The sequence below is a fragment of the Borrelia tillae genome, assembly GCF_055693965.1.
This window is the reverse complement of sequence record NZ_CM146346.1, coordinates 326,340-340,699: the sequence shown is the minus strand read 5'-3', so window position 1 is coordinate 340,699 and position 14,360 is coordinate 326,340. Positions and strand designations below refer to the sequence as shown.

9 protein-coding genes and 2 pseudogenes are annotated in these 14,360 nt (G+C 28.8%); 5 read left to right on the top strand and 6 right to left on the bottom strand.

What is annotated here, in order from left to right:
- Positions 1 to 8 precede the first annotated feature (8 nt).
- The 4 genes and pseudogenes from ACWUD1_RS01670 to ACWUD1_RS01655 form a co-directional block, all read right to left on the bottom strand.
- Complete coding sequence (locus tag ACWUD1_RS01670) at positions 9 to 1,061, bottom strand: ABC transporter permease (RefSeq protein ID WP_472756806.1); 1,053 nt, start codon at positions 1,059 to 1,061, stop codon at positions 9 to 11.
- Between the two features lie 17 nt (positions 1,062 to 1,078).
- Positions 1,079 to 1,999, bottom strand: a complete 921-nt coding sequence (locus ACWUD1_RS01665) for an ABC transporter permease (protein WP_472756805.1) — start codon at positions 1,997 to 1,999, stop codon at positions 1,079 to 1,081.
- A gap of 367 nt (positions 2,000 to 2,366) precedes the next feature.
- Positions 2,367 to 3,949, bottom strand: a pseudogene (locus tag ACWUD1_RS01660) (peptide ABC transporter substrate-binding protein).
- A gap of 419 nt (positions 3,950 to 4,368) precedes the next feature.
- Positions 4,369 to 5,964 carry a peptide ABC transporter substrate-binding protein gene (locus ACWUD1_RS01655; protein WP_472756804.1) on the bottom strand — a complete coding sequence of 532 codons (1,596 nt, stop codon included), beginning with the start codon at positions 5,962 to 5,964 and terminating at the stop codon, positions 4,369 to 4,371.
- A gap of 199 nt (positions 5,965 to 6,163) precedes the next feature.
- Between ACWUD1_RS01655 and ACWUD1_RS01650 the strand changes: the two genes are divergently transcribed.
- The 4 genes and pseudogenes from ACWUD1_RS01650 to ACWUD1_RS01635 all read left to right on the top strand — a co-directional run bounded on the left by ACWUD1_RS01650 (position 6,164) and on the right by ACWUD1_RS01635 (position 10,983).
- Positions 6,164 to 7,057, top strand: a complete 894-nt coding sequence (locus ACWUD1_RS01650) for a lysophospholipid acyltransferase family protein (protein ID WP_472756803.1) — start codon at positions 6,164 to 6,166, stop codon at positions 7,055 to 7,057.
- A gap of 15 nt (positions 7,058 to 7,072) precedes the next feature.
- On the top strand, positions 7,073 to 7,219 hold the full coding sequence (gene flcA / locus ACWUD1_RS01645) for a periplasmic-type flagellar collar protein FlcA (RefSeq protein WP_472756802.1): 147 nt from the start codon (positions 7,073 to 7,075) through the stop codon (positions 7,217 to 7,219).
- A gap of 15 nt (positions 7,220 to 7,234) precedes the next feature.
- Positions 7,235 to 9,793, top strand: a complete 2,559-nt coding sequence (flcA, locus tag ACWUD1_RS01640; protein ID WP_472756801.1) for a periplasmic flagellar collar protein FlcA — start codon at positions 7,235 to 7,237, stop codon at positions 9,791 to 9,793.
- Positions 9,794 to 9,862: 69 nt separating this feature from the next.
- A pseudogene (locus ACWUD1_RS01635) lies at positions 9,863 to 10,983 on the top strand (VWA domain-containing protein).
- Between the two features lie 52 nt (positions 10,984 to 11,035).
- Here ACWUD1_RS01635 and ACWUD1_RS01630 read toward each other — a convergent pair.
- Both ACWUD1_RS01630 and ACWUD1_RS01625 read right to left on the bottom strand, forming a co-directional pair.
- Positions 11,036 to 11,398 (bottom strand): tetratricopeptide repeat protein, encoded by a 363-nt coding sequence (locus ACWUD1_RS01630; RefSeq protein WP_472756800.1) that lies wholly within the window; start codon positions 11,396 to 11,398, stop codon positions 11,036 to 11,038.
- Positions 11,399 to 11,546: 148 nt separating this feature from the next.
- Positions 11,547 to 12,689: a LysM peptidoglycan-binding domain-containing protein gene (locus ACWUD1_RS01625; protein WP_472756799.1), complete on the bottom strand. Its 1,143-nt coding sequence runs from the start codon at positions 12,687 to 12,689 to the stop codon at positions 11,547 to 11,549.
- A gap of 481 nt (positions 12,690 to 13,170) precedes the next feature.
- Between ACWUD1_RS01625 and ACWUD1_RS01620 the strand changes: the two genes are divergently transcribed.
- Positions 13,171 to 14,262, top strand: coding sequence for a hypothetical protein (locus ACWUD1_RS01620; protein WP_472756798.1), 1,092 nt, complete (start codon positions 13,171 to 13,173; stop codon positions 14,260 to 14,262).
- Positions 14,263 to 14,360: the final 98 nt, after the last annotated feature.

Below are 14,360 nucleotides of genomic sequence, written 5' to 3'. Positions count from 1 at the left end.
AATTGCTCCTAGAGATCATCTTTTGGGTCGAATGCGTCTCTTAATCCATCGCCTAAAAAGTTCATAAATAATAAAAATATTGTCATAACTGCAGCTGGGATAAAAATTTTCCATGGATATTCAATAAATGTGGGAATTCCATTTTTTATTAATTCTCCCCAACTAGTCATTGGTGCTGATATTCCAAGGCCCAGGAATGATAAAAATGATTCGAGCATAATAAATGATGGGACATTCATTGTCGTAAATATTACTATTATGCCAAAACTATTGGGAATTAAATGTTTAAATATCATCCTCTTATTTGTTGCACCTAGAGTTCTGGCTGCTTGTATAAATTCGGCTTTTGCAAGTGACTTTACTTGACCCCTTACAATTCTAGAAATTGTTAGCCACGAAATGATACTAATTGCAATAAATAACCCAATAATATTTCTTTCCATAACAGTCATTAGAGTTATTATGACTAGCAGGGTAGGTAGGACATAAAGGATTTCTACTACTTTAGTTATGATTCTATCTGTTATACCACCAAAGAATCCTGCTATTGCACCTATTATGGTCCCTATGATCATTGACAGAAATGCGCCAATAAATCCCACAGAGATTGATATTTGACTTCCTTGTATTATTCTTGAAAGTAGGTCTCTACCAAGACTATCTGTTCCTAGCAGGTATATTCTTTTGTGTACTTTAACTTCTTTCCCATTAATTTTTTGAACTTCAGTTTCAATTTTTCTTTTTATGGTTTCTAATTTTTCTTTTTCTGTTTCATTTATTTCTCGGTTTTCTTTTGCTGATAATTTTTTGATGAAATTAAGTTCCTTCTCATACCAGAGTTCTCCTGCATATTTAAGAGATGGAGGCAAATCAGCATGTTCTATTACTTGATTGTAGTATTTATATATCGGTAGTATTGGTTGAAGTATTGCGACCAATATGTAAAATCCAATGATAAATATACTGATAAATGCAAGTTTATTGTCCTTAAATCTTAACCAAGCTCTTTTATTTGCTGTTTGGACCTCAAAATAGGCTTCTTGGGTTTTATACTTGTTCATTTTTTCTCCTAGTCGCCCTATGTTCTTGGGTCAAGTTTTTTATAGGTAATATCAGAGATTAAAATGGATATAAGCAATATTGTTGAGTATACTAATAACGAACCCATGAGTAGTGGATAGTCTCTGTTTAGAGATGATTCTACTGTGAACGTACCCATTCCGGCTATTCTAAATATTTGCTCAATGACCATACTGCCAGAAATTATACCAGCAAATGCAGGACCTATATAGCTTACTAAGGGAAGTATGGAGCCTATTAATACGTGCTTTCTTATTATTGCATTAAAGCTTAATCCCTTGGCTTTTGCTGTTCTTACAAAATCGCTCTTTAATATTTCTAACATTGAACCTCTAATAATGCGTGTAAAAATAGCTATCCATGGAAAACTCATTGTTAGTATTGGCATAATTAAATTTGTAAGACCCCCACGCTCTGAAATCCACCCAGAAGTATAAAATAACTTTAGTTTTATAGATAGAAAATATTGTAAAATGGGACCAGTTACAAAGGTAGGTACAGAAATTCCAACTATTGCTATTATTCTTATTGTATAGTCAATACGAGTGTTTTTGTTAATTGCTGCTATTGAGCCAAGCAAAATTCCAAGCATAAGAGATGTTAGTAAACTTATTATTCCGATTGTAAAAGATTTGGGAAATCCTAGTTTTATGTATTGAGTTACATTTAAATCTTTCTTTGTTAATGATGGTCCAAAATCTCCTTTTAAAATGTTTAATATGTAGTAATAAGCTTGGACATAAAAAGGTTTATCCAGGTGATATTTTTGCATTAATTTTTCTTTTACTTGTGGATCAATAGGTTTTTCAGAATTGAATGGATTTCCGGGAGCAAGTCTCATTATTAAAAAACATAAAAAAGTGATTACTATTAAGGTGGGTATTGTTTCCATTAACTTTTGTAAGGTAAACTTTAACATAATGGCTCCTTATTTTACTCGAAAGAGTTTTTTCTATGTATCATTAATCATTTTAACATATGAAATTGAATATTATTCAAAAAATTTTAAATTTAATTGTTTTTTAAATCAATATTTTTTATATGTTGATATTGATTGTCTATTCTTTATTATTTTAATGTTGTTTTTGTCAATTGTAAATAAATTTAATAATTTTTTGACTTTTATTAGCATAATATTAATCTTTACTTAAGATAATTCGTGATTAAGATTATTTAAAGTTATTTAACTTAAATCATTAATTCAAATGATGTGTATAAGAATTGTTGATAAGCAGACATCTATTAGTATGATTTTAATAGATGTCTATTTTTTATTATTTTAATTATTATTTAACTTTTTTAATTTCTGAAAAATTAAATCTTTCTGCAATATTAGGAGTCCAACCAGTCCATTTGTCGTGTCTAAATAGATAATTTCCTGCATATATGTATATTGGTGCAATTGGGAAATCTTGTTCTACAATTATTTTTTCAGCTTTTCTTAAAATCTCTTGTCTTTTAATTGGATCCTGTTCAAGATCGGATTGGTGTATTAAATTATCATATTGTTTGTTTGAATATTGATATGAAGAAAAATGCACGAAATCTTTTTGGAATAGACCTAGAAATGTTAATGGATTGAGTAATCCCCTACCCAACCTGCCCGCGCTATTTCATAGTTTCCTTTTATTTTATTATCCATGAATGATGACCATTCTTCGTTCTCAAGATTGATATTAATATTTAAAATTTTTGACCATTGATTTTGAATAAATTCTGCAACTTTTTTGTGACTTTCATCTGTATTATACTTTATTTTTAGTTGAGGGAAGTTTGCACCATTAGGATAGCCAGCTTCAGCGAGTAGTTGTTTTGCTCTATCTGGGTCAAATAAATTTAATTGTTTTCCGTAAGAATAATTGTGAAATTTTGGACTTGCGTTTCTTGTAGGAACATGATTATTATCTGTAACTTTTTTTGTTAATGCTTCTCTATCAATTGCAAGGGTTAATGCTTCTCTAACCTTTACATTATCAAGAGGTTTGATGGTGGTATTAAACGAATAAAAGTAAAGACCATTAATAACAGATGAGTAATAATCACTTCTTAGTTTTATTTCTTTTATTAGGTCAGGTGGAATTAGTGATAATGCATCAATTTCGTTACTTTCATACATTCTGTAGGCAGTTGAAGCATCAGTTATTGTGTAAAATACAATCTCTTCTAATTCAACTTCTTTAGCATTATAGTACTTATCATTTTTTTCAAGTACTATTTTTTCATTTGGAATTCTTTCCTTTAATTTATATGCACCACTTACTACTATATTTTCAGGTTTTATCCAATCTTTACCATATGTTTCAATAACATGAACTGGTACCGGTCTAAATGATTGGTGTGCTAGCATATCTAAAAAGTAAGGTTTTGGGGCAACTAGGGTTATTTCTAATGTTGATTTATCTATAGCTTTAATTCCAAGCTCTGAATCTGATAATTTGCCATCAAAATAATCTTGTGCATTTTTGATTGTTGATTTAACCATGCCGACATAATTTGAAGCTGTTTCTTTATTTAATATTCTAAGGTAAGATTTTCTGATGCCTTCAGCAGTAATGGGAACCCCATCGCTCCAAACAATACCTTCTCTTAAATTGAATGTATACACAGTTCCATCATCAGATACAGTCCATGATTTAGCCAATCCTGGCTTATATCCTCCAGTTTTTGAATCACTATCTGTTATTCCATTAAACATTTGTGTGACTATGTGAGAACCTATTTTATCTTGAGATAATTGAGGATCAATTGACTTAGGTTCTGCTCCCCCTAAAATAATTTTGAAAGATAAAGGTTCATTGCTCGTTTCCTTGTTGCAGGATAGAATGGCTATAAAAAAAAGTATCATAAATATATGTTTTTTTATTTTCATTATTTTCTCTCCTATTTATTTAAATTTAATTTAACTAAAAATTTTAAAAGACTTCTCTTCCTATAAAATTTACTTGTTAAATTGTTTAATCATTTGGTAAGAAAATTAATTATAACATAAACTTTTTGTAAGTATAAAGATATAAGTAAAAAACATATAAATTTAGGATATTAGTTAGATAATAAATAAGCATGTATTTTATTTAGATTTTTGAACGATATAGTGCAGGATGTATTGGATTAATTGTTATTAATTAAAATGATAAATTATTGAGATGTGCAAATAAGTATAATAATTCTTTAAAATAATTTGATAGTCTTTTTAAGATACATACAATAAAAAACACTTCATTTATATGAATTTAAATGAAGTGTTTTTTATTGTATTATTTAACGTATAGATTAACTTTTAAGTTATTTTTATTTAATATTATTTTCTTCTTTCTGTTTTATTTCTTCATAAAGATAAGCTTCTGCAATATTAGGAGTCCAACCAGTCCATTTGTCGTGTCTAAATAGATAATATGATTTAAGTATTGATAATGGAGCAGCAGGGAAATCTTGTTCTACAATTATTTTTTCAGCTTTTCTTAAAACCTCTTGTCTTTTAATTGGATCCTGTTCAAGGTCGGATTGACGTATTAAATTATCATATTGCTTGTTTGAATAACCGTACCCCCCAAATCCATGATTTGGGGTTGTAAACAGACTTTCAAGGAATGTTAGTGGATTTATATAATCTCCTGTCCACCCCATGTATGACATCTGGTAATTGCCATTGATTTTACTACTTAAGAATGTGGTCCATTCTTCAACCTCAATCTCAACATTAATGTTGAGTACTTTTTTAAGCTGTTCTTGTAAAAACTCTGCAGCGATTGCCATTCCATCGCGTTGTGAGGTTTTGTATTTTATAGTAGGAAATCCTGCGCCATCAGGATAACCAGCTTCAGCTAGTAGTTGTTTTGCTCTATCTGGATCAAACAATTTTAATTGTTTTCCATAAGAGTAGTTTTCAAATGGTGGAGTTATGTTTCTTGTTGGTTTTGATTGACCTTTTAGAGTGATCCTGTTTAGTGCTTCTCTATCAATTGCAAGGGTTAATGCTTCTCTAACCTTTACATTGTCAAATGGCTTGATGGTGGTATTAAATGTTATGTATTCTACTCTATTTATAGGATGGGAATAGTAATCGTTTCTTATTCTAGCTTCATCTAAATATTCTGATGATACTTTCATTAAGAAATCAAGCTCATCACTCATGTACATGTTATAAGCGATATTGCCTTTCACGTTATAAAATATAACTTCATCTATTTCAACATTTAAGGCATTATAGTACTTATCATTTTTTTCAAGTACTATTTTTTCATTTGGAATTCTTTCCTTTAATTTATATGCACCACTTACTACTATATTTTCAGGGTTTGTCCAATCTTTGCCATATGTTTCAATAGCATGAACTGGCACTGGTATGAATGTTTGGTGTATTAGCATGTCTAAAAAGTAAGGTTTTGGGGCAACTAGGGCTATTTCTAATGTTGAGTTATCTATAGCTTTAATTCCAAGCTCTGAATCTGATATTTTGCCATCAAAATAATCTTGTGCATTTTTGATTGTTGATTTAACAATATCAACGTATTGTGAAGCTGTTTCTTTATTTAATATTCTAAGGTAAGATTTTCTGATGCCTTCAGCAGTAATGGGAACTCCATCGCTCCAAACAATACCTTCTCTTAGATTTAATGTATACACAGTTCCATCATCAGATACAGTCCATGATTTAGCCAATCCTGGCTTATATCCTCCAGTTTTTGGGTCTCTTGTCGTTAACCCTGCGAATGTATTCATAATGATGTTGAATGCATTAACGGATGTAGCAAGTTGAGGGTCCAATGAATCTGGCTCAGTATCATTTGTGACCCTAAACGTTACTTTATCTTTTTGTTCATTACTAGAACATGAAGATAGAAATAGAATAAAAAAAGATAAAAAAATCATTATTCTATATTTCATAACTTATTCTCCTTAACTTGGTTTTTGTTTTCCTTTTGAATTGTTGTTGTTTAACATATACTTGAATGGATTTTACTTTAATTTGCGAAATAAATAAAGTATAATTATGTAAAATATTTGTATATATATGAATATTTTCGATCAAGTATTTTTGATTTGCTAGTGTGTTGCTTTTCAGAACTTTAAAGGATGAAGTTTTATGTTTATACAAAATGAGAGTTTTAATAGGTATTTTAAAGGCATTGAGAATGAATTCCTTAGTAGACTTGAAGTTATTAAAAAGATAAATTGCTTGAATAGTTCTTATCATGAAGCAGACTCTGTGAGTAGGAGTTTAGTTGATACAATGATCAAAAGACTTCTTAAAAAAAATTCTACCATTGTTGGTATTCAAAATATTTTGAACCTTTATGAAAAATCTAAATCCGGTAAATCTTCAATTATATTAATGGAACATTATAGTAATTTTGATTTTCCTTGTTTTCAATTTTTGCTCAGTAAAATGGGTTGTGAGGAAGTAGCAGAACATATTGTTCCTATAGCTGGTGTTAAGCTTGTTAAAGATGATCTATTGGTTAAAAGCTTATCTTTAGGGTATAGTGTGATACTTATTTATCCTCCGCATGCATTTGTTGGAGTTGATCAAAAGACACTTAAAGAGAGACGAGGTTTTAATGCCAATTCTATGAGGTGTATTGCGGATAAAAAGAGTAACGGATACATGATTCTCATATTCCCAACGGCCACAAGATATAGAAAAGATAAACCCGAGACTAAAAAAATAATTTCAGAAATTTCAAGTTATTTCAAGCTTTTTGATTATTTTATAATGATTGGTATTAATGGCAATATTCTTGAAGTTTCATCAAACGAGGATATGTCATGTGATCTTTTTAAAGAAGATACCCTTGTTTATAATGCAACAGAAATATTAGATATACTTGAATATAAAAATTTAATTTTGAAAAAATTAGATCAAGAAGGATTAAGTCCAACAAAAGAAATCTTGGGTTCTAAAATCGCTGATGATTTAGAAAAACGTTTTGAAATGCTTCATGAAGAGGGAGCCAAGATATATAATTGTTTAAGTTAGGATTTTGATGATAATATGCCTAATATAGAGAAAATAAAAAAGTTTAAAAAAGACATGCTAGATAATATTGCCGATGAGAGCGCCAAAAAGGAACTCTTTGGTATCAAAATGGATATTGAGCCTCCTGAAGAAGGGGAGCTTATTGTGCCTTGGGAAGATTAGAAAGGAATTTTTGATTTGGAAAATGATCTTGGTGAGGAAGAAGAACTTGACTTAGATTCTATTCTTGGTGCTCTTAGTAATGAGGACGCGAGGCAAGATGAAATTGATAAAAGTGATACTGAGGTTTTGAAAGATTCTAAAGGAGTGGATATTGATCCTGAATTTAATGATTTAGATGATGATTTTGATGTTTTAAGTTCTGATCTTGAGAGAGTTCTTGATGATAATTCTGTTAGTTTAGATGATGCTGTTAATTTAGGTAATGCTGCTGATTTTCAAAATTTAGACGCAGAGAATGATTTAAATCCAGATAAGCTTTTTGATAATGATATTGATGTTAATAATTTAAATCAGAGTCCTAGTGAAAATTCTAATGATTTTAGCGATTATGAAGAGAATAATTTGTCTAATCTTTCAGATGATTTTAGCTTTTTAGATGATGCCCCAAAAGAGTCTTCTAGTAAAGATAATTTTAAAATTAATTATGCGTTATTTTTTAAGAATTTGAATTCTTATCCTAGAAATTTGAGGATTGCTATTGCTGAGGCCTTGATGTTAGAGAATGTCTCTAGATACAAGATTGAGGCCTTAGTTGATTCTATTGAACAAAATAAAAAAGGGCTTAAATTTATTGCTAAATTTGTTGGAGACATTATTGGTCGCTCTGTTAAATTGCCTGTTATGTATTATAAGGCAGAGGAATTTAGCAAACTTGAAAAAAAATTTAGCTATAGAGTTTCTAAAGCCTTAGTTCCAATATTTAAGATAGCGTCTTTTTTTGTGATATTTGCATTTTTATCTTTTTATTTATTAGTTGATGTGATGTTTTTTTATATAGTCTCTGATAAAAAATATAAAGAAGGAATATCATACATATACGAGAACAAGAGAAATCTTGCCAAGACTACCTTTAAAGATGCATATTATATACGACCTAACAGAAAGTGGTTTTTAGCTTATGCTAAGGCTTTTGAAGATGTAAGAGATTTTGATAGCGCTGAGGAAAAATACGAAGAATTATTTACAATTGATCCATTTGCTATAGGCGCTGATGATAGACGGCGTAAAAATTTTGATAGGGATGGGTATATATCTTATGCCTCTATGAAAATGAGATTGGGAGAGTATGATGCTGCTAATTTCATTTTGGATGAAGTTATATCTCATTCTATTTATGATTATGAAGCATTAATGACTAAGGGCGATAATTATTTTCAGTGGGCCCAAATAGATCCTGCTTATTATAAGGATAGTATTAATAGTTATACTATTTTGCTTTCACAATATGGTAATAAAAAGGAAATTTTATTTAAGCTTTTTAATGCATATATTGAAGCTGGTGCTGAAATAGAAGCTGACAATGTTAATGCTTTTATTAAGGCAAATAAAGAATTAGATATTGATGAGGTTGTATATACCAAATACGTTAAGAAATTAATAGATAAATATTTTAAATTTACAGTTTATAATAAGAGAATAAATGTTCTCTCTAGGAATCTAAAATATTTGAGTGCTCAAATGAATTTGCTTAATAAAGAATTTCCTGGTTTTAAAGCGGGAACTGGAAAGAGTATCGCTAATGCTTTACATGATGTTAATTTAAATTCAGAGATTGAATATATTCTTAGAAGAATTTTGTTAAAGAATCCTGATTATAATAAGGCTCTATTTGAGAGTGGTAGATATTTTTATTATATGGGTGACTTTAAAAAGTCAGAGGGTTATTTATTGACAGCTATAAATAGTTTTAGACAGGCGGATTTAATCGAAAATGCTGTTGAAAAGATTATTGCTTATAGAATTTTATCTGATATTTATGAGGAAGGAAATGATGCTCTTAAAGCAAGTAATATTATTAGGTTAGCTTTAAATGACTATGATTTTTATAAAAATAATGGTATGGTTAAAGGCTCGAAAGAGCTTGCTTTAATTTTTGAAAAGCAGGGAGATGTTCTTAGAACTTTAAATGGCTTTAAATCAGCCATTTCCTCTTATAAGATGGCGATAGATGGGGGTGTTAATTCCCCAGATGTTTATTATAAATTGGCATTGCTTAATTACAAGGAAAATAATTATAAAGATGCATTAATTTATTTATTTAAGGTTAATAACATGTTTGGATTTGCAAATAATAATAAAGTCTTAAATTCAATTGCATCTGTTCTTTATAAAATGGGTAATTTTGAGGCCGCTAGGAGTTATTATTTAAGGGTATTGCAGAATTTGGAAGTAGAGAGAGCTAATATCTTGGGTTTTAAACCCAAAGATAATGAGCATCATAGAGCTTTATTGATAAAAGAAATTGAGGTTTACAATAATCTTGGAGTTGTTGAAATAAAAGCCTCTCTTGGTAATAGGGCTGGATATGGTATTGTAAAGGATAGTATTCTTTTTGATTCAGGAATTGCAAAATTGACCGAATCTTCTAGAATGTTTGATTTATTAAATCGTGATGGTGATATGGTAAAAAATGCCAAGAAGGATCTTGCTAGTTTAAATCTTAGGAGTGTTTTTAAGAATGAATTTATTGGTTCTAAGATTTTATTTTATGACAATTTGTCTGATAATCTTTAAATTTTTTTAATTTTATTAGTTTTTTAAGATGGGTGGCATATTATTGTCTAATTATGTGTAAGGATTTATATGAGAAAAGCTTACTTTATTATTTCCTTGTTTATTGTTATTATATTTAATTTATCTTCTGCATTAAATGCTGGCTTAAGCATTAATAATAATGATGTATATGTTGAAGCCCATGAAGATGGTTTTCATCTTTTTATTAGGAAAAAGCCAGATATTAAATCAGTTATTTTGACTGAATCTTTTGAAATTCCAGATAAAAGTAAAGACGTATCTACGTATTCATTTAGAACATTGGAATATAATAGGATTAATGGAGATGAATTAGGATTTTGAATGGTAGAGTTATTCAAAATAGAACTCTTTTATCATTAACATCTTCTACACCTGTTCAAAATAGTAGATTTGGTCAAGCTTTTCATATTTTAATACCTAAGAAATTGAGATATGGTTTTCCTAATTTTTCAACAAGAAGTGGTGATATTGATTTAGAAGTTTTAAAGAGAAATAAAGAACCTTTTTGGTTTTCAATTAGAACTTTTGAGAAAAAATATAATGATTATTTAGGTCAATATAAAGATAATGCTTATGAGTTGTTTTTTGGAGATACTCAGCTGAAGAGTACAGTTGAAAATGATGCTCTAAGAGAAGGGTTTTCTAGGTTTGCTGATGATATTGTTGTTGCTAAGAAGGGACTTGATGCTGTTGATAAAATAAAGGATATTTTAGAAAAATCAGAAGATTCACTTTCTGATTTAGATCTTGTTTTTGTTATTGATGTAACTGATAGTATGAAGAACCATATTGAAATTTTAAGAGATCATCTTTTTGATATGGTGGAACCTCAATTACAGCAATTTAAATCTTATAGAGTAGGTTTTGTGTTTTATAAGGATTATCTTGAAGATTTTTTAACAAAATCTTTTGATTTTAATAGTAAAGAATATCTGAATAATGTTCTTGAGGATATTAGTATAGGAGGAGGCGGAGATTATCCTGAAGCAGTATTTGAAGGAATTGGTGCTGCTGTTACTCAGTTTGATTGGAGAGCAGAAAATCGGTTTATTATTGTGTTAGGTGATGCACCTCCTCATGAGTATCCTAGAGGTCCTATAGTTTATGAAGATGTTATTAGTGCAGCTAAGGAAAGAGATATTACAATTTATGGAATACTACTTAAGTAGTGTGTGTGGGTTTTAAATAGTGGTTTAAATTAATTTTGTATTTTTTATTGTGTTATGGTTTATTTTGTATTTTATCCACTATCTTTTGAGATAAGGGTATGATCCATTTAGGTGTTTGTATATTAGATTGTATTAGTTCTGCAAAGAGCTTTTTTGCTTTTTCTTTTTTATTTAGTAGATAATGTATAAATGCAATTTCATATTTGCCTATGGCAACTACGCTTTTATTTGCTTGATAATTTTCAATCATTTTTTCATATATTTTTAAAGCAGATTGATAGTCGTTAGCATTAGTTGATTTTTGGGCCTCTCTTAAATAAATTTTATAGGGAGTTTCTTTTGTAAGTTGTTTGTTTAAATGAGCTGTATAGCAGGAGGAGAATAGTAGGACACTCATTATTACTAAATTCTTCATTTTTTGTTCTCTTGTTTCATTATTTTTTATTTTTTCTTTCTATTTTTTTAAGAAAGATTTCATTTAAATTGAGTTTACATTTAATATTTAAGTTAATTTTATTAGATATAAAAAAAGAAAACAAGCATAGCTTGTTTTCTTTTTTGTTTTATTTAGAAGGAATTATTATTTTCCAATTTTCATGTATTAAATCTGGATTTTGAATTTTTTGCCTGTTTGCAAACCAGATTTTTGGCCATAAATAAGGGTCATTGTAGAGTTTTTTAGAAATACCCCATAATGTGTTTCCAATTTTAACCATATATAGTTCCTTACTTGCATGGCTTTCATAAGCTTTTAGATATCTTGCAGAATCTAAGAATAATTCATTTGCAAGTCTAAGGTTGTTGAAATGTTTAGCCTCAAGTCCTTTTTCCCATAATTGTCTAGCTTTTTCGATTAATTGTAGTGCTTTGAATTTACTTGAATCTGATTCTTTTTCCGGTGTTTTTTCTTTGAAGTTTTCAACTTGTTCCTCATAAGCAAGTACTAATGGACCTGCCTGTCCAAGTAAATAAACTTCGCTCTCGCCTTGAGTGTCGAGAAGATTTACACGTTCTTCTTTATCCTTAAGTAATGCCCTTCCATTCCATGGTGATGGTTTGATAAGTTTATTATTGCTATACACAGAAAGATTAGAAGCTGCTTCTAAAGCTTTTAATTGTTTGTACATTCTCTCTTCTGTTTCTTTAAGAGCCCTTGCTTCTTTTGCCTTTTTAGCAGTTTGTTGTGCCTGATTAAATGCTTTGCTGTACATTTTTAGAGCGTTCTCAATATCGTACATTTTATATTTTTTTATTGCTTCGAAGTATAAGTTATTTACTTCATCGATTTCTAGTGGGATCCATATGTATGCTTCATTAGTCTCAGCATCATTTAAATACTTTTCAATATTTTCTTTGAGATAATTTATTTTTTCTTTTTTTTCTATTGTATCTCTTGCAATATTTCTATACCTTTCTAATACTTTTAAGGCAATTTCATTACCTTCTCGAGGTCTTCCTTTTTTGAATTTTGCTTTCATCTCGTCCTCAAGTTTTTCAGCTTCATTAAATTCTTTAGAATAGAAAAGGTTTCCCCGCTCTTTTATGATCTCTTCTTTTGTCTTTTCAATGTCTCTTTTTGTGTCCCCAGTGTCTTTAGAGATTTTGTAGTTTGCACTTTTTGAATCTTCTGGAGGTGTCTTACATGAAATTAAAAAAAGAGCAAATATAGATAACATTAAAAATAATAGATTACTTTTTTTTATCATAAATACATCCTTCTTATGTGATATTGACTACATAAATTAAGAACTTTGGCTTTTAGACATAAATTCTTTTTTTTTGCATAAAGCCTATATAAATAGTATATATAGTATATTATTACACAATTTAACATTATGCAATTTTTGCTTAGCATATTACGTTTTCTTTTGTCAATATTTTTAGTTCTTCCCTTTATTTTTTAAAATCCTGTAATTTCCACATGTTCGTTCTTCTGGTTGTGATTTACATGAGTTTAGAGAAAGAGTAAGTATAAATAGTATTAAAAATAATATGTTTTTTTTCATCATAAGTGCATCCTTTGCTATAAGATTGTGCCTTGAGTCCTTTAAAAAGAGCAGGGCAATTAAAGTATTATCTAATACTTTTTCAAAAAGTATAACGTATTTTGCACTTTTATTAAAGATTAGTAAATCTCTTTAAAAAAGATATAATTAATCTTATAAGATTTGAAAAAAAGAGGAAAATTTGATTTTAAAATCATATATCATTATCTTTTTACTTTTATTCTTGCAAGTCGCATTATTTTCTCAAGTGGCGACTATTAAAGAAATAGAAGGACAAGTGAATGTCATAAGGGATACCATTCCCGTCAAGTTAGATTTGGGAGATGAGATTTTTGAGTATGATTTTATTGAAGTGGGAGACAATTCTAAAATAAAGATAGGCTTATATGGAATAAATGGTGTATCGTCAGATTTAACTTTATATTCTAATACATATAGTCTTATTTGTTATTCCTCTCTTAAAGATATGCAGGATGCGAAGATTTATTTATTTAAAGGCAGTTTAGAAGTGATTATTTATGAGGTTATTCAAGGTTCCTCATTTTCTGTGGGTGTGAATAATTATTTTTTTGTAACTGAGGCCCAGGCAAAATTTTATGTCAATTGTGAATATTTTAATAATTATTTTGTTAGTGTTTTTGATGGTAATCTTAAATATTATAACAGAGATGAATATTGGATCTCTGCGGGTACTAGCATTTTACTTTGGGATAATAATTCTTTCTTATGTAAAATTAATGATTCCGTGTCACAAAATGTAATTCAAAATTTAAAAGAAATATCACGTAAAAACTTTATAGCTCTGTCTAAGAGACGTTTAAGTAATATATTTTCAAAGTACGTTGAATATAGTTTTAGATTTGATTTTGTATATGATTCCTTAGTAAGATATCCTAAATTTAATACCATATATTCAAAGTGGAGTTTAGAAGATAAAAATTATACCTTGGGCAATAGGGTTGATATGGTAAATTATGTTAATTATTTAAGAGGCCGAGTAGGTATTCTTTTTAATAATTTTATTTGCCTAGCCAATATGTTTTTTTTTATAAAAGATATTGTTAAGTATTCTTCTGAGGCGTTTACCAACCCAAGCATTTATGAATCTATTTTGAAATTTTTAAAAGATTATAAAAAAAAGCGATTATCTTTGGCAAAGAAGTTTTTTAAAACCATTCATTCTTTTAAGATGTATTTGGTCCGTACCAATGGTGATATTCCTAGTAATTTAAGTGTTAATGAATTTTATTTGTTAACACCAGGAAATTTTTGAAACTACGATCAATTTTTATCAAATAAATATAAATATAAATATAAATATAAATATAAATATAAATATGGCTTTTAATATTGTTTTGTTCAGCTTTTAAA

Coding starts and splice junctions, on each gene's coding strand:
- ACWUD1_RS01670 (WP_472756806.1), bottom strand. CDS start 1,061: ATGAACAAGTATAAAACCCAAGAAGCCTATTTTGAGGTCCAAACAGCA.
- ACWUD1_RS01665 (WP_472756805.1), bottom strand. CDS start 1,999: ATGTTAAAGTTTACCTTACAAAAGTTAATGGAAACAATACCCACCTTA.
- ACWUD1_RS01655 (WP_472756804.1), bottom strand. CDS start 5,964: ATGAAATATAGAATAATGATTTTTTTATCTTTTTTTATTCTATTTCTA.
- ACWUD1_RS01650 (WP_472756803.1), top strand. CDS start 6,164: ATGTTTATACAAAATGAGAGTTTTAATAGGTATTTTAAAGGCATTGAG.
- flcA (WP_472756802.1), top strand. CDS start 7,073: ATGCCTAATATAGAGAAAATAAAAAAGTTTAAAAAAGACATGCTAGAT.
- ACWUD1_RS01630 (WP_472756800.1), bottom strand. CDS start 11,398: ATGAAGAATTTAGTAATAATGAGTGTCCTACTATTCTCCTCCTGCTAT.
- ACWUD1_RS01625 (WP_472756799.1), bottom strand. CDS start 12,689: ATGATAAAAAAAAGTAATCTATTATTTTTAATGTTATCTATATTTGCT.